Below are 14,955 nucleotides of genomic sequence, written 5' to 3'. Positions count from 1 at the left end.
TGCCACTCATGCCACTCATGCCGCTCATGTCCTTCATGTCCATCTGCATCGCATGCCCCGCGTGCGGATCGTTCGAAGCGTCATGCGCCATCGACGGCTGCATCGTCAGCATCAGCGAGAAGCCAGCGGCCAGCGCCGCCGTCCATTTTCTTAAAGCGACCATTTGAGTTCTCCGTAGAACGTGCGTCCCGGATACGGGTGAAAGACGTAGTAGCGGCGGTCCGTCAGGTTGTCGATGCCGACCGACGCGAGCCAGTGCTTGCCCATCTGGTAACGCGCCTTCAGATCGACGACCAGGAACGAGCTCGTGCCGCCGTAGACGTCGGGATTGATGTCGCTGTTGTCGAGCGTGTTGTACTGGCGGCCGGAATAACGTATGCCGACGCTGCCCTGCCATTGCGGGTTGAAGTGGTAGTTGGCGAGCAGATTCGCGCGCATCACGGGAATGCGCGGAAAGCGCTTGCCGACATACGACGGATTCGCCGAGTCGGCCAGAATGCGCGCGTTGGTCGCCGAGACGTTCGCGTCGAGATCGAGCCCGCGCAGCAGCACGTTCTGCCCCGAGAACGCCAGCTCGACACCGCGCGCACGCACGCGATCGACGTTCGAGATGTTCGTGACCGTCGATGCGCCGTTGACCGTCGTCTGGCTGTAGATCGAGTCGCGCAGGTCGCTCTGGAACACGCTCGCCCGCACCACACCCACGCCGACGTCGCGCTCCGCCGTGAAGTCCCAGTCGATCGCCTTCTCGGGGCGCAGGCCCGGATTGTTGTTGACGATCGCATTGTTCGAGATCGTCCCCTGGAACAGCTCGCCGACGGTCGGAAAGCGCGTGCCCGTCGCAAACGACAGGCGGAACAGCCAGTCTTGCGTGGCCTGCCATTGCACCGACGCTTTCGGCGACAGCGCGTTCGCGCTGCGGTCCGCGTAGCCGAACCTCGACGTGCCGTTGCCGAGCGCGCCGTCGTAAGCGTCCCAGCGCTCGTAGCGCAGGCCGAGCGTCGCGAGCCAGCCGGGCGCGAAACGCCACGCGTCCTGGCCGTAGAGCGCCTGAGTGCGCGTGTCGCCGCGATACGTGCTGGCGAGCGTCGATGGAGAGCCGTTCAGCCAGTCGGCTGTGTTGTATGTCTGATTGCGCAGGAAATAGTTGTCGAAGTGATAGCCGACGGTCAGCGCGTGGCCCGCGTACAACGGCGATTCCGCTTTCAGGTCGAGCGTCCGCCAGCCGGTGCCGTCGCCGAAGAAGATCGTGCCGGGGCCGCCGCCATAGGCAGCGGGCGGCGCCGTCGTCGACGAGCGCAGCACGTCGCGCGACACGTCGTACGCCGATACGACGCCCGACAGCTTCCAGCCCGAATCGAGCCGCGCGTTCAGGCCGAACGCGTAGAGCCAGTTCTCCTGATCGCCGTTGGCGGGCGAAAACGCCGTCGGCGCGATCGTGTAGTTTTTCCCGCCGATCGTCACGTTGCCCGCATAGACCGGGTTGCCGGCGGGATCCGTCAGGAAGGTCTGCGCGCGATCCTTGTAGTGGTTCTCCCAATGGCCGAGCGTGAGCGTCGCGTCGACGTGATCGGTCAGCGCGTAGCCCATGCGCACGGATTCGCCGATCTGCTCGGTGCGCTCCATCATCTGCGGACCGACGATCACGCGTGGCTGGCCGTTCGGGCCGGTATCCGTCGCCGCGCCCGTCACCGCGACGGGCGCGCCCAGCTTCGCGTTGTACGCGCTGCTCGGGCTCGCGTACTGGAGCGGCTGACTGTTGTTCTCGAGACGGTCGAGCGTCAGCGAATACCAGAAGCGGCCGATGCGATCGGCGATATGCGCCGACTCGTGATTGCCGCCGAAGCTTTTCGTGAAGCCATACGGGTCGTCGTAATGCTGCGTGAAAAGCTGCGTATCCAGCGACGCTTCGAGCTCCTCGGGCTTGCGCGTCGTGATCTGTACCGTCGAGCCGATCGAGTTGCCCGGATACAGCGCCGAGAACGGCCCGTACAGCACCTCGACCTGGGCGATGTCGTCGGGCGCGATCAGCGACCAGCGCGGCGGGTAGGCATAGCTGGAACCGAGCAGGTTCGACAGCAGCAGCCCGTCGGCATAGACGAGGCCGCGCGCGCTCTGCAACTCGTTGAAGTCGCGGCCCGCGAACACCGAGTTGCGGTCGCCCGTAAAGCGCTTGCGCACCATGACGTTCGGCGCGTACTTGAGCGTGTCTTCCGTATTGACGATGTTGCGCGCGTCGATCTGCTCGCGCGTGACCGTTTCGACGACGCCAGGCGTATCCGGCGCAAACGCGGGCGCGGCGCGCGCGGCCGTGACCCTGACGGCTTGCAGCGTGCCGGCCGGTTCCGTCAACGAATCCGTGGAATCGCTCGTTACAGAAGAGTGGGAGACCGAAGTATCCGGGGTGGCACGATCGGTCGTACTTTGATCGGCCCACGCAGGTTGAATGGCGAACACTGCCGCGCAAGCCACTGAGAGCGGCGTGCGTGCGGACAGCGCAGCGGAGGCGATGCGCATGAAGAGTCCTGGGAACGTGATCGAAGACGCCCTGCCGGTGCGCATGCCCAAGCCGCCCGCCGCATGACTGACGCGGCAAGCGGGAAACACGGAGCAAAGGCACGCACGGCGGTTCGCCACCCGCTACGTCTTGGTGACGTCAGGCGCAGGCGAACGAGGGGCTGAAAGGGCTTCAGATCGACGTGACGGGAGGGGCACGAGGTTGTGCGACGCGGACGCTGCGGCGCACAAAAACGACTTCGGGTTCGACGGCGCGCGCGTAAGCAAGCGCACGGACGGGAGGCGGGACGAACGGGACACTGGCGCCAAGTGCGAAGTTCGCAGCGAAGCCCGGACAGTAGACGCAGTGGGGAATGACGAGGTGCGACTTCGGCGTGCTGTCGTGCGAATCGCCGAGGTCGACGACGACGTTCTTCGCGCCGGCCGCATGACAGAGTTCGACGGAGAGCGGACCTTGCGAGCCGGGAGCACGCGCATAGCCGATGACGGGCGACAGTACGTTGAGTACCAGCGCCAGCCATACGAGACTGATCCAGCGTGTCGGGCGTGCCATCGCTACCTGAAAGAGTGAGCGCGCAGTATAGCAACGGCCGCGAGAGGGTGTTTAGACGTACTGCAAAGGCAATCGTTAAATTCTAAACAACGCGCGTCAATGCCTGGGACCCTGTGCCGTTAAAGCAACAGGGGGTGCGCCAAAACATCGGCTGTGTGCGGCAGCGCTGGTCCGACGCGCATGCCAAGGAAGATAATGATTTCGTAAAGGAGAAGACATCATGGATACCAAACCGCCGAAGATTCCGACCCCCGACAAGGTCTCGAGCCCGGATCCGGAACCGGCAGGCGTCGAATTTCTGAGCGCGGAACTGCCCGAGCACGTTCGCGCGTTCTTCGACGAACAACGCAAGTCGTGCGAACCGAAGTAACGGTTGACGTGTGCATTGCAGCATCGGGGCCCGCGCATCGGATGAATGCGCGCAATGTCGATGCACGTCCGTGCGCTTCGCATATCGAGGCGCGGAATCTGCGCGCGCCTGTGCTTGTGCCTGTGTTCGCGCCTCACTCGCCGTTGGTTTCGCTCTCCATCTGAGCGACGGCTAATCGCGCGTCAACGTGACGCACGCGCGCTCGTTCGTACTCGCTGACCTCTTCCCTGCGTTTTGCCCGGCTGCGGCGCGGCCGTCGATGTGCATGCGCAAACGCATGCCGCGCGCTTCGTCTATTCTCTTGTGTTTTCCTTCCTGCGCAGCTTCGGGCTGTCTAGCTCAATGATCCGTTCGCTTCACCTCGGCGCGCCTGCCGCGATCGTGCTCTCCTTTGCCCTCGCCTTCGCCCCGACACCCGCGCGCGCCGATGGCGACGACACCGCGCTCACCAATCTGATCGCGCTCGCCTCGCAGCGTCTGTCGCTGGCCGAGCCTGTCGCGCGCTACAAGTGGGCGCATCATCAGCCGATCACCGATACGCCGCGCGAACAGGCGCTGCTCGCCGACGTCGAGAAGCGCGCGACGAAAGCGGGCGTCGATCCCGCATTCGCGCGCGCGTTCTTCCAGGATCAGATCGACGCGAGCAAGGAAGTGCAGAACGCGCTGTTCGATTCGTGGCGCGCCACCCGGCCGCCCGAAGGCGCGGCACCCGATCTCGCGGCCAGCCTGAGGCCGCAACTGGACAAGCTGACGCAATCGCTGATCGCTGCGCTCGCGCGCATGCAGACGCTGCGCGCGCAGGACGATTGCCCGACACGCGTCGCACGCGGCATCGACAACTGGAAATCGCTCACCCGCTACGACAACACGCGCAATGCGGCGCTCACGCGAGCGCTTGGGCATGTGTGCGAAGCGGGGGGCGTCGGGGCGACGGGCTAGGCGGCGTCGATGGCCGCCGTAGCAGGCGCGGCCGCGGCGGCGGCGCTGTTGGCGTCGCCCGATGCGCGGGACAGCGGCAGCACGCGCAGTCCGCGCGCGAGGTGCGTCTGGAGGATGCGCCATGTCGACAGCTCGAACGCGCCGCGCGAGTCGGCGGCAAACAGCGCCGAGGCTTCGGCCAGCGACGGCGCGTGCCCGAGATAGCGCCATCCGTCGACGACATGGAAGACACGCGCGCCTTCCGACGCATCGCGCTCTTCGAACGCAATCGCACCTTCGTAAGGCCACGGAGCATCGATGGGATCGGCGCGGCTCACGCGCGGCAAACGGTTGAGCGGCGGGCGAAGCGTCGCGATCCACTGCGCTTCCGCGAGCAGCGCGCCGATCTCGCCGCCCGTCGCGCGCCACTCGACGCGCCGCACCTGCTGCGCAAGCCTGATTTCTTTCGACGAACGGCGCTCGCCCGTCAGATGCGAACGCAGACGCTGCCGCACGCGCACGCTTCGGCCGACGTACAGCGGCGCGTCGTTCTCGCCATAGAACGCATACACGCCGCAGCCGGCCGGCGCGGTATCGAGCAGATCTTCGGTGATATCGCCCGCCAGCTGATAACGACGCATCGTCTTGTCGATCTGCGCGCGCAGCACGTCGACGGGGACGAGACCATGCAGGCGCTGCCAGAACTGCCAGAGCAGATCGGCGTCGGCAAGGGCGCGGTGTCGGTCGGACGGCACGAGCGCATGCCGCTCGACAAGCGCATCGAGTCCGTGGCGCTTTTCCGCCGGGAACAGCGCGCGCGACAGTCGCACGGTGCACAACACGTCCGGATTGAACGCGTAGCCCGCGCGCTGGAACTCGTTGCGCAGGAATCCGCGATCGAAACTGGCGTTGTGCGCGATAAAAAGCTTGCCGTCGAGCCGCGCGAACAGATCGGCTGCAATCGATTCGAACGTGGGCGCGCCGCGCACCATGTCGTCGGTGATGCCCGTCAACTGCTGGATGAAGGGGGGAATCGGCTGGCCGGGATCGACGAGGGTGGTCCAGCTGGACGCGCCGTCCGGCCCGAATTCGACGATGCCGATTTCCGTGATCCGATGCGTGCCTACGGAGCCGCCTGTAGTTTCGAGGTCGACGAAGGCAATCGGCACGTCGAGGGCCGGATCAAGCAGGAACGGTACGGACATGAGAAAAACTTGTGCAATGCGGGACTTGGTACAAGTATGCCCTATCGACGGCACTGCTTGCGCGCGCGATTTTCATGTCATGGGAATTTGCGCTCGACCCTTTTACTGCATTCGCCGGATTATATTTATTCCACTTGCTTGTCATAAATAAATCATCAATCAGGGATAACGCCTACCCGTCGGCGTTAATCCGGATCGATTCGCACGCGAAAGGAAACGTTTTCGAACTCTGTCCGCTAAGGCGGCATCGGATTCGGACGCTGCATTAACGTTCGTCGCGCCGCAAATAAAAAACCCTCGCAATGCGAGGGTTTATCCTGGGCGAACGTTCGACGCAGATCAGAGCGGCTGGATGTTGGCAGCCTGCTTGCCCTTCGGCCCTGCCTTGATGTCGAACGACACGCGCTGGTTCTCCTTCAGCGACTTGAAGCCTTCCGAACGGATCTCCGAGAAGTGCGCGAAGAGATCCTCGCCGCCCGTGTCGGACGTGATAAAGCCATAGCCTTTAGCATCGTTAAACCATTTGACGATACCGGTTTCCATATTCCACTTTCCTCGATATTTGACTAAACAGGCAATGCCCTTTAATGCCGATTACGATTCACGAATTTCAAAAAACGGAAATATATGCGTAAAGCACAGATTAGCGTCCCGCTATCGAAAATCCAGCATGGCATTTATACGGGGAACCAGATGGAGGCGTCAAGCGGTTTCAAATTGGTGTTTGGGCGTTCGTCAAACCCGTCATAAAAGCGAACGTGAGCACGAAAATTTCTTAAAGTATGCGGAATAAAATCGGTCTGTATTGCCGGTTTTTGTCTGCTATAACGAAGACAGATGGGCAAATTTTTCCGCCGTGTAACAAATCGTGTCTTTCGTAAGTGTTTCCACGGGTTGTTAAGGTAACACGTGAATCGCAAGATTCTAGCCAGCAGTTCGCAATTGGAGAAATGCCATGCTGTTCGATACCTTCCTCCGCATCGCCGCCCAACTGTTCCACTCCCCGAAAGACGCACCGCGCGCTGACGGCCCCGCGCAGCGCACGTCCGCGCTGGAGTTCGATCCGATGTGGCACGGCGATCACTGGCAGAACCTGCTGTCATCCCCAATGGACGCGCGTCACTATGTGATCGAAGATTGGAGTCTGACGCCGGGACTCGAATTTGCTCCCGTCGTTGCGGATGGAAAGCATCAATAAATCGATGCTGTAAGTGCAGGCAAAAAAAAGCGCGACTTGGAGAAAGTCGCGCCGACAAAGGTTTGGAGATCTTTTTCGTCAACGAAAAAGTCTGCTTCGAAAAGCAGAACTTTCAGTATAGCGTTGGATACGGATTTGAATAGATGCGCATCTCGCAAACTACTATTTCAATGTTGACAACAATCTGAATTCCGCCATTTTCGCGTTGTTTTCGCACATCATTTCGTGTCGTAATTGAACAACGCGTAAAGGTTGACACCCTCCCCTGGCACGACTCAATCAGCCTGAAAGCCTTTCTGAATAAGGCTTTCAGGCTTTCGCTCGATAATTTCCTATCCCGTAATACTTTATTGCGAAATTCGGAACAGCCATCTGGCGAGTCACGTCTCTACACTTTGCCTACCCGGAAACGAACGCACGTCGGTCACCGTGCGTTGTTCACGCGATTTGCCTCTCGCAGCGCTCGCGTGAAGTTTCCTTCAAGCCTGGGTACTAAAACCCATCCTGTTCTCGGAGTTACAAAGATGAAAAAGACTCTCATGGTCGCTGCCCTGACGGGCGTATTTGCAACGGCTGCGCATGCGCAAAGCAGCGTCACGCTGTACGGCTTGATCGACGCCGGCATCACCTACACGAACAACCAGGCAACTGGCCCGAACCAGGGTCACAGCAACGTCCAGATGACGAGCGGCTCGGTGAACGGCAGCCGTTTCGGTCTGCGCGGCGCTGAAGACCTCGGCGGCGGCCTGAAGGCGATCTTCACGTTGGAAAACGGCTTCGGCATCAATGACGGCACGCTGAAGCAAAGCAGCCGTCTGTTCGGCCGTCAGGCGTTCGTCGGTCTCGCAAGCGACCAGTTCGGCGCCGTGACCCTCGGCCGTCAATATGACAGCATGGTCGACTACGTCGGTCCGCTTTCGCTGACGGGCACGCAATACGGCGGCACGCAGTTCGCCCACCCGTTCGACAACGACAACCTGAACAACTCGTTCCGCGTCAACAACTCGGTCAAGTACCAGAGCGCGAACTACGCTGGCTTCAAGTTCGGCGCGTTGTACGGCTTCTCGAACCAGGCTGACGGCTTCGCAAACAACCGCGCATACAGCGCTGGCGCGTCGTACAGCTTCGCAGGCTTCAACCTCGCTGCTGCTTACCTGCAACTGAACAGCAACGGCGCAACGGGCGCGGCGGCGGCATTCAATGGCAGCGGCGCAGTCACGGGCGACAACACGTTCTTCGCTGGCCGCCAGCAGACGTGGGGCGCAGGCGCGAACTACACGTTCGGCCCGGCAACCGTCGGCCTCGTGTACTCGCAGACGAACCTGTCGCAGTGGGCAGGCATCAACCAGGGCGCGTCGGGTAACCAGGGTCTGCAGAACCGCTTCGGCGGCAACAGCGGTCACTTCCAGAACTTCGAAGCGAACGCACGCTACGCTCTGACGCCGGCTATCAGCATCGCCGGTTCGTACACGTACACCCGTGCGAGCATGGCTGGCGAGCGCCCGCACTGGAACCAGTTCAACCTGCAAACGGCCTACGCACTGTCGAAGCGTACCGACGTCTACCTGCAGGGCGAATACCAGCAAGTCAGCGAAAACTCGCTGGTCAACGCGAACATCAACGGTCTGAACGCGTCGGGCAACGAGAAGCAAGTCGCTGTGACGGCTGGCCTGCGTCACCGCTTCTAAGCATCGGCAGTACTCGCAGCATGAAAAAGGCGCCGCTTGCGGCGCTTTTTTTCGTCCTCGCTTTTCGCGCAGGTCCTCGTTTTGCAGGTCCTCGTTTTTCGGTCGTCGCCGCGCTTCATCGGCGACGCTGCGGCGCACGCAGGCCGTCAGGGCCGCCTACGCGTCCCCCTCTTCCTCGCGCGTCGGATAGATCACGTCCAGCACGTCGATCGTCTGCGGTCCTGCGGGCGTATGCAACGTCACCTGATCGCCGATCTTCGCCTTCAGCAACGCGCGCGCAACCGGCGAAATCCAGCTGACGTGCCCCTCGTCCAGATTCACCTCGTCGATGCCGACGATCTTCACCGTGTGCGTCTCGCCGTCTTCCGTCGCGTATTCGACGGTCGCGCCGAAGAACACCTGATCCGTGTTTTCCTGCCGGCTGCTTTGCACGACCTCGGCCAGATCGATGCGCTTGGTCAGAAAGCGGATACGACGGTCGATTTCGCGCAGCCGCCTCTTGCCGTAGATGTAGTCGCCATTCTCGGAGCGGTCGCCATTCGATGCCGCCCACGACACCAGCTTGACCACCTCCGGCCGCTCATCGTCGATCAGATGCAGCAGTTCATCGCGCAAGCGCCTGTAGCCGGCCGGCGTGATGTAGTTCTTCGCGCCCGCGGGCACGTCGGGTTGAGCGGCTTCGAGATCGTCGTCGTTCTCGTCAGTCGATTCTTTGACAAAGGCTTTGTTCATGATGATTCAGCGTTCAAGCGGACATCCATATAGCAAGGGTACATGATACGGCTACTGTCACAAATTTCAGGGTTAGCCCTTCCCTTTTTCCGAGACATTGCTATAATCTCATTTCTGCGTGCGGCTGTAGCTCAGTTGGATAGAGTACTTGGCTACGAACCAAGGGGTCGTGGGTTCGAATCCTGCCAGCCGCGCCACCTCCTTCGAGGGCCTTCCTTCAGGAAGGCCCTTTCGTTTCACCGGGTTGTACGCAATGCAGTGTGCGCAACCCAGCAGTTCAAGCTTAGCGTGCGGCTGTAGCTCAGTTGGATAGAGTACTTGGCTACGAACCAAGGGGTCGTGGGTTCGAATCCTGCCAGCCGCGCCACCCATGAAGGGCCTTCCATCCGGAAGGCCCTTTGTCTTTCTGCGACCCTTTTCTGCGGCCCCTTTCTGCGGCCCCTTTCTGCGGGCGTTTTTGCCTTCCGGTTTTGCCCTTTCCCCGATCGTGCTGCGCATGAGGCCTCGTGTCAACGCGGCGTCGACTTGATATCGCCGATTTCGCCATCCGGCTTCGGCAGTTCGTTCTCGATACCCAACGGCGACGCCTGCTCGCCGATCGGCGTCGCGCGCATCCCAAAGAGCGCCTGAGGCTGGCGCAGCACGTCGTCGACGGTATCCCCGAACCGGCTGATCACGAAGGCCCTCAGCAGCGCGTTACGCAGCGAGTCGCCATGCGCCGACACCGGCCCGTGCCCGCCCTCGAAGTCGGCGACGCAATGCGCCGCGCCCTCGCGCGTGCGCTCGCGCACTTCGAGCCGCTGCGCGCGTTCGAGCACGACGGCCGCCGCTTCCCACGACGTCGACGGCGTGAAGCGTCCATCCCACGGACGGCCGCGGTCGTTGCCGCGTATCGAGACGACGCGGCCGCTATCGGTGAAGTGGATTTCGCGCACGAAGTCGTGCAGGCTGCGTGCAACCCAGTAGTCGAGCGCGAGGCCGGAGAGATCAGCTACGTTCATCGCGTTGTTCCCGTGAAAACAGGCAGAGGCTTGCGCGCAGTGGTGCAAACGGCGCGCCCGCCGCTCAACTTCGATTTCAGTAATCGGCGCGCTCGCGTTCGATCCGCATGCCGCCGTCGTGATGACGGTGCCCTTCTTCGCTCGGACGTTCGCGCGCGATGCGCATCACGTCGGGATTGGTCCGCACGCGGCGCATCACGTTCGCGAGATGCACGCGGTCGCTGACCTGAATGACGAAGCGCAGGACCGTCGATTCCTGCGACTGGTCTTCGTCCATCGCAATGTGGACGATGTTCGCGTCGGCGGACGTGATATCCGCCGCGACGCGCGCGAAAACGCCCTTGGTGTTCTTGACCAGCACCTTGATCGCGACGTCGAACAGACGCCCCGGCTGCGGCGCCCACGCGACGTCGATCCAGCGGCCCGGGTCGCGCCTGTGGATACGCTGGGCGACGCGGCAATCCGTCGTGTGGATCGCCATGCCGAGGCCGATGCCGATATAGCCCATGATGTCGTCGCCGGGAATCGGCCGGCAGCACGCGGAAAGCTGCACCGACATTCCTTCCGTGCCCGTGATGACAACGGGCGGCGCGCTCGGCGTCGCGCCCTGCTCGGCACGCGGATTCTCGTCGTCGGCTTCGTGGCCTTCGCGGCCGCTCATCAGTACCTCGATGCGCTTGGCCATCACTGCGGCGACACGCCGGCCGAGGCCGATATCCGCGAAAATTTCCTGACGATTCTTGTTGCCCGTCCACAGCACGAGCTTGTCCCACACTTCCGGCGTGACGTCGGTGAGCGACAGCCCATAGCCCTTGAGCGACTGATCGACGAGGCGTTCGCCCAGCTGCACCGACTCGTTCAGGCGCATCGTCTTCAGATAGTGGCGGATCGCGGTACGCGCCTTGCCCGTGCGCACGAAGCCCAGCCATGCGGGATTCGGCTTCGAATACGGCGCGGTGATCACTTCGACGATATCGCCGCTCTTCAGCTCGGTGCGCAGCGGCAGCAGTTCGTTGTTGATCTTCACCGCGACGCACTGGTTGCCCAGATCGCTGTGGATCGAATACGCGAAGTCGAGCGCCGTCGCGCCGCGCGGCAGCGCCATGATCTTCGACTTCGGTGTGAACACGTAGACGGCGTCCGGGAACAGATCGATCTTTACGTGCTCGAGGAATTCGCTCGAATCGCCGACTTCGCTCTGAATGTCGAGCAGCGATTTGAGCCACTGATGCGCGCGCTTCTGCACGTCGTTCAGATCCGCGCCGCCGTTCTTGTACAGCCAGTGCGCGGCGACGCCCGCTTCCGCGATCTCGTGCATCTTGCGCGTGCGCACCTGGAACTCGATGGGCGCGCCGAACGGGCCCACGAGCGTCGTATGCAGCGACTGGTAGCCGTTGACCTTCGGAATCGCGATGTAATCCTTGAACTTGCCCGGCACCGGCTTGTAGAGCGCGTGCAACGCGCCGAGGCACGTATAGCATTCGAGCGCGCTCTCGACGACCACGCGGAAGCCGTACACGTCGAGCACCTGCGAAAACGACAGCTGCTTGTCGCGCATCTTCTTGTAGATGCTGAAGATGGTTTTCTCGCGGCCCGTCACTTCGGCGTCGAGCTTCGCATCCGAAATCGCGCGCTGCACGGATTCGAGAATCTTGCCGACCACTTCGCGGCGATTGCCGCGCGCCGCCTTCACGGCCTTTTCGAGCGTCGCGTAACGATGCGGATTGAAGTTCGCGAAGCTCAGGTCCTGCAGCTCGCGATACGTGTTGTTGAGGCCGAGCCGGTGCGCGATCGGCGCGTAGATGTCGAGCGTCTCGCGCGCGACGCGGCGGCGCTTTTCAGGCGGCACAGCGCCGAGCGTGCGCATGTTGTGAAGCCGGTCCGCGAGCTTCACGAGAATCACGCGCACGTCGCGCGCCATCGCGAGCAGCATCTTGCGGAAGTTCTCCGCCTGCGCTTCCTCGCGATTGCGGAACTCCATCTTGTCCAGCTTCGACAACCCGTCGACCAGCTCCGCGACCTTCGCGCCGAAGCGCTCCGCGAGTTCGGTCTTGGTCACGCCCTGGTCTTCCATCACGTCATGCAGGAGCGCGGCCATGATCGACTGCGCGTCGAGCTTCCAGGCCGCGCAGATCTCCGCGACAGCCACAGGGTGCGTGATGTAGGGTTCGCCGCTTTGACGGTATTGCCCGAGGTGGGCTTCGTCGCTGAAGTGGAAAGCCGCTTTGACTTCCTTGATCTCTTCCGGGCTGAGATAGCCGGATAGCGCGGACGTCAGCTTGGCAATCGAGACGACGTCATGCCGGCGCGGCTGCTCCGGCGTGGCGGTCGGCCCGAACAGATGGCGAAACGATTGTTCGAGGACCGCGTCGATGTACTTGCGTGCAGACGATGGCGATTCGCTATCGTGTTCGTGGGCAGCGTGTTCCACTTCCGTTGCGGATGGCGAGGGGTTAGTGCTCATGGTCGCCTCCGTTTGCGATTGTGCCGTCTGCACGCGTTGGGTTGAGTTACATGACGATCGAAACCTGAAGCGCGCCTTAGACAGGCACCTTCTTCAGCATTTCGACGCCAACCTGGCCAGCCGCAATCTCACGCAGCGCGAGGACCGTGGGCTTGTCGCGGCTTTCGATTTTCGGCGTGTGGCCTTGAGCGAGCTGACGTGCGCGATAGGTCGCGGCAAGCGCCAGTTCAAAACGATTCGGGATCTGTTTCAGACAGTCTTCGACGGTAATGCGGGCCATGTTGAAAATTCCTTCTCTGTATGTCGGTTATTCTACCTTATGTCCTCGACAGCTCGCCCGTATCAGGCGTGCGGCAAGTGAATGCCGAGCTGCATGAAGAGCTCCGTGTGGCGCGCGTATTGCGACGTGAAGCGCGAACGTGTCGCCGAGACGAGGCACTGCAGTTCGGCGAGCGCGTGATCGAACTTCTCGTTGATCACGACATACTCCGCTTCCGCTGCATGCGCCATCTCGCTGCCCGCTGCGAGAAGGCGTCGCGTGATCACGTTCGGCTCGTCCTGGCCACGCTTCTTGAGGCGCTCTTCGAGCGCTTCGAGCGACGGCGGCAAGATGAAAATCTCGACGGCATTGCGGAACTGCTTCTTCACCTGCTGCGCGCCCTGCCAGTCGATTTCGAGCAGCACATCATGGCCGCTCTTCATCTGCTCTTCGATCCACACACGCGAAGTCGCGTAGTAGTTGCCGTGCACTTCCGCGCTTTCGAGAAACTCGCCCGCGTCGTGACGCGCAAGGAAATCTTCGACGGTCGTGAAGTGATAGTGCTCGCCGTCCTGCTCCTTCGGACGAGGCGGACGCGTCGTGTATGAAATCGACAGACGGATCGCGGAGTCGCGCGCGAGCAGCGCGTTGACGAGCGTCGACTTGCCGGCGCCCGACGGCGCGACGACCATGAACAGGTTGCCGGGATAAACGCCTGCGTATGGATTGCGTTTGGTTTCGGTCATGCTGGTGAGACTCCCGTATTACTCCAGGTTTTGTACTTGTTCGCGCATCTGCTCGATGAGCAGCTTGAGCGTCATCGACGAATCGGCGAGTTCCTTCGCGGCCGCCTTCGAGCCGAGCGTGTTCGCTTCGCGGTTCAGCTCCTGCATCATGAAGTCGAGACGCTTGCCGACCTTGCCGCCCTTCTGGATGACGTGGCGCGTTTCGTTCAGATGCGCGGTGAGGCGTGACAGCTCTTCCGCGATATCGATGCGAATGCCGTACATCGTCACTTCCTGACGGATGCGCTCCGCGATCTCTTCGCGCGACACGATCGTTGCCGCCGTATCCGGCGCGGCGATGCCGAGCGCTTCCTGCAGACGCTCGACGATCTTCTGCTGATGCTTCGCGATCAGTTCCGGCACGAGCGGCGTGATCTTCGTGACGATGGCTTCCATCTCGCCGACGTTGTTGAGCAGCATCGTCGCGAGCTGCGCGCCTTCGCGGCCGCGCACGTCGATCAGATCGCCGATCGCCTGCTTGCCGCATTCGAGCACGGCATCGCGCAGCACTTCCGGCGACACGCCGCTCTCCGCGAGCACGCCCGGCCAGCGCAGGATTTCGCCCGTGCGCAGACGTCCCGCGTCAGGAAACGCATCGAGCACCGCGCGTTCCAGCACCGCGAGCTGAGAGAGCGCATCGCGGTTGAGCGCGCCCGCGTTCGCCGCCTGCTCGCTGCGCTGCAGGTTGATGCGGATGTCGACCTTGCCGCGCGAGAGCTTGTTCATCAGCATTTCGCGCAGCGTCGGCTCGCAGACGCGCACGTCTTCCGGCATCCGGAAGTTGAGGTCCAGGAAGCGCGAATTCACCGTGCGCAACTCCACGGACACGCTGACGCCGCCGTTGCCCGATGCCGCTGCGAGTTCGCGTGTGGCGCTCGCATAGCCAGTCATACTGTAGATCATGATAGGTCCCGCGATTTGCGGTCGCGCGAATGTGCGATCACATCGCACGACCAGGGATTCGAGTCGCCCGGCGTGTACGAGACGCGAGGCGGGGAACGCGCATTATCCCATTTTTGCCGGGCCGGCCGGGCGCACGGAGCCGCCGGACGGCGCCCGCGGCCGAAGCCGGCCATCAGGCATTTTGCATGCGCTGCGACGCGAGCAAAAATCACATGGCGCGGCGACGCATGCATCGACGTCGTTCGGCGCGCGTGCTCGCCGTGCATGCGCCGATGCATCGGGCCGCGTGGCCATCCGCGAGCCGGCCGGAAAACAGTTGCGCACGGGCGTCGCCGGACCGATCGGCGGTAAAATTGCGGTTT

Annotated in this window: 15 protein-coding genes and 2 tRNA genes; 7 read left to right on the top strand and 10 right to left on the bottom strand. The window is 62.3% G+C overall.

Annotated features, from left to right (window positions below):
• Positions 1–150 precede the first annotated feature (150 nt).
• Positions 151–2,457 (bottom strand): TonB-dependent receptor, encoded by a 2,307-nt coding sequence (locus VSR68_RS01725; RefSeq protein WP_428983444.1) that lies wholly within the window; start codon positions 2,455–2,457, stop codon positions 151–153.
• On the opposite strand from VSR68_RS01725, the gene VSR68_RS01720 reads away from it, so the two are divergent.
• Entirely contained in the window at positions 2,447–2,584 is a 138-nt protein-coding gene (locus tag VSR68_RS01720; RefSeq protein ID WP_342938144.1) for a hypothetical protein, read from the top strand. The two genes, VSR68_RS01725 and VSR68_RS01720, sit on opposite strands and share 11 nt — an antisense overlap.
• A gap of 105 nt (positions 2,585–2,689) precedes the next feature.
• Here the strand turns inward: VSR68_RS01720 and VSR68_RS01715 are convergent, their stop codons facing one another.
• Positions 2,690–3,070 carry a DUF2946 domain-containing protein gene (locus VSR68_RS01715; protein ID WP_342938143.1) on the bottom strand — a complete coding sequence of 127 codons (381 nt, stop codon included), beginning with the start codon at positions 3,068–3,070 and terminating at the stop codon, positions 2,690–2,692.
• Positions 3,071–3,290: 220 nt separating this feature from the next.
• Between VSR68_RS01715 and VSR68_RS01710 the strand changes: the two genes are divergently transcribed.
• A complete protein-coding gene (locus VSR68_RS01710) occupies positions 3,291–3,440 on the top strand; it encodes a hypothetical protein (RefSeq protein WP_342932699.1) in 150 nt (49 codons plus the stop codon).
• A gap of 342 nt (positions 3,441–3,782) precedes the next feature.
• Positions 3,783–4,379, top strand: coding sequence for a chorismate mutase (locus VSR68_RS01705; RefSeq protein WP_342938142.1), 597 nt, complete (start codon positions 3,783–3,785; stop codon positions 4,377–4,379).
• Here the strand turns inward: VSR68_RS01705 and VSR68_RS01700 are convergent.
• Both VSR68_RS01700 and VSR68_RS01695 read right to left on the bottom strand, forming a co-directional pair.
• The gene (locus VSR68_RS01700; protein WP_342938141.1) at positions 4,376–5,563 is read right to left on the bottom strand and encodes an exonuclease domain-containing protein; all 1,188 of its coding nucleotides are present in this window, start codon (positions 5,561–5,563) and stop codon (positions 4,376–4,378) included. The two genes, VSR68_RS01705 and VSR68_RS01700, sit on opposite strands and share 4 nt — an antisense overlap.
• A 339-nt stretch (positions 5,564–5,902) precedes the next feature.
• A complete protein-coding gene (locus VSR68_RS01695) occupies positions 5,903–6,106 on the bottom strand; it encodes a cold-shock protein (RefSeq protein WP_342938140.1) in 204 nt (67 codons plus the stop codon).
• A gap of 412 nt (positions 6,107–6,518) precedes the next feature.
• On the opposite strand from VSR68_RS01695, the gene VSR68_RS01690 reads away from it, so the two are divergent.
• A complete protein-coding gene (locus VSR68_RS01690) occupies positions 6,519–6,761 on the top strand; it encodes a hypothetical protein (RefSeq protein ID WP_342938139.1) in 243 nt (80 codons plus the stop codon).
• Positions 6,762–7,285: 524 nt separating this feature from the next.
• The gene (locus VSR68_RS01685; RefSeq protein ID WP_342938138.1) at positions 7,286–8,449 is read left to right on the top strand and encodes a porin; all 1,164 of its coding nucleotides are present in this window, start codon (positions 7,286–7,288) and stop codon (positions 8,447–8,449) included.
• 156 nt (positions 8,450–8,605) lie between these two features.
• Here the strand turns inward: VSR68_RS01685 and greB are convergent, their stop codons facing one another.
• Positions 8,606–9,181: a transcription elongation factor GreB gene (gene greB / locus VSR68_RS01680; protein ID WP_342938137.1), complete on the bottom strand. Its 576-nt coding sequence runs from the start codon at positions 9,179–9,181 to the stop codon at positions 8,606–8,608.
• Positions 9,182–9,301: 120 nt separating this feature from the next.
• On the opposite strand from greB, the gene VSR68_RS01675 reads away from it, so the two are divergent.
• Together VSR68_RS01675 and VSR68_RS01670 are read left to right on the top strand one after the other, a co-directional pair.
• Positions 9,302–9,378, top strand: a tRNA-Arg gene (locus tag VSR68_RS01675).
• A gap of 93 nt (positions 9,379–9,471) precedes the next feature.
• A tRNA-Arg gene (locus tag VSR68_RS01670) sits at positions 9,472–9,548 on the top strand.
• A 142-nt stretch (positions 9,549–9,690) separates the two neighbouring features.
• Here VSR68_RS01670 and VSR68_RS01665 read toward each other — a convergent pair.
• The 5 genes from VSR68_RS01665 to VSR68_RS01645 form a co-directional block, all read right to left on the bottom strand.
• A complete protein-coding gene (locus VSR68_RS01665) occupies positions 9,691–10,182 on the bottom strand; it encodes a phage protein NinX family protein (protein ID WP_342938136.1) in 492 nt (163 codons plus the stop codon).
• A gap of 76 nt (positions 10,183–10,258) precedes the next feature.
• Complete coding sequence (locus VSR68_RS01660) at positions 10,259–12,646, bottom strand: bifunctional (p)ppGpp synthetase/guanosine-3',5'-bis(diphosphate) 3'-pyrophosphohydrolase (RefSeq protein WP_342938135.1); 2,388 nt, start codon at positions 12,644–12,646, stop codon at positions 10,259–10,261.
• 76 nt (positions 12,647–12,722) lie between these two features.
• Positions 12,723–12,926 (bottom strand): DNA-directed RNA polymerase subunit omega, encoded by a 204-nt coding sequence (gene rpoZ, locus VSR68_RS01655; RefSeq protein WP_087737994.1) that lies wholly within the window; start codon positions 12,924–12,926, stop codon positions 12,723–12,725.
• Between the two features lie 62 nt (positions 12,927–12,988).
• Complete coding sequence (gene gmk / locus VSR68_RS01650) at positions 12,989–13,651, bottom strand: guanylate kinase (RefSeq protein ID WP_342938134.1); 663 nt, start codon at positions 13,649–13,651, stop codon at positions 12,989–12,991.
• A gap of 18 nt (positions 13,652–13,669) precedes the next feature.
• The gene (locus VSR68_RS01645; RefSeq protein WP_342938133.1) at positions 13,670–14,593 is read right to left on the bottom strand and encodes a YicC/YloC family endoribonuclease; all 924 of its coding nucleotides are present in this window, start codon (positions 14,591–14,593) and stop codon (positions 13,670–13,672) included.
• Between the last annotated feature and the right edge of the window lie 362 nt (positions 14,594–14,955).

The organism is Paraburkholderia phymatum (assembly GCF_038900715.1).
Classification (GTDB): Bacteria; Pseudomonadota; Gammaproteobacteria; order Burkholderiales; family Burkholderiaceae; genus Paraburkholderia; species Paraburkholderia phymatum_A.
This window is presented reverse-complemented; position numbering and strand designations above follow the sequence as displayed.